Consider the following 348-nt stretch of genomic DNA (forward strand, 5'->3'; position numbering starts at 1 on the left):
TCTTGTCTTCCTCACGTCCTCGCCGTCACCATCCCGCCAGCCTGTAGCGCACAGTGGTACACAGCACCACACAGCACCACACAGCGGCGTGGCGGAAGAACACGGCGGGGCACGTCACCATCTTGCCGCGCTTCCTCCTGTTCCTGTTCCTCTTTCACTATTCCGTTTTCCCGCCGCTGTCCTCTTTCTCCTGCATATTCACGGATTCCACATACCGCCCAAAGTCAATCATATCCAGATACCGCTTGAGAACAGGCAAGGCATACCGCCCGCCTTCCTCGTCCCTGCCATAGCGGGCCGCGACGCCCTGTTGCGCGTGGCCTTGGAGGGCATCGAGAATTTCCGGCG

At 60.1% G+C, this 348-nt stretch carries 1 protein-coding gene; it reads right to left on the reverse strand.

Annotation, left to right across the window (positions count from 1 at the left end; all coding sequences use genetic code 11):
* Positions 1 to 157: 157 nt before the first annotated feature.
* A partial coding sequence (locus EII23_RS13090) for a hypothetical protein (protein ID WP_185702423.1) occupies positions 158 to 348 on the reverse strand: 191 nt, incomplete at its 5' end.

Origin of the sequence: Desulfovibrio sp. OH1186_COT-070 (assembly GCF_003860215.1) — a bacterium.
Classification (GTDB): Bacteria; Desulfobacterota; Desulfovibrionia; order Desulfovibrionales; family Desulfovibrionaceae; genus Desulfovibrio.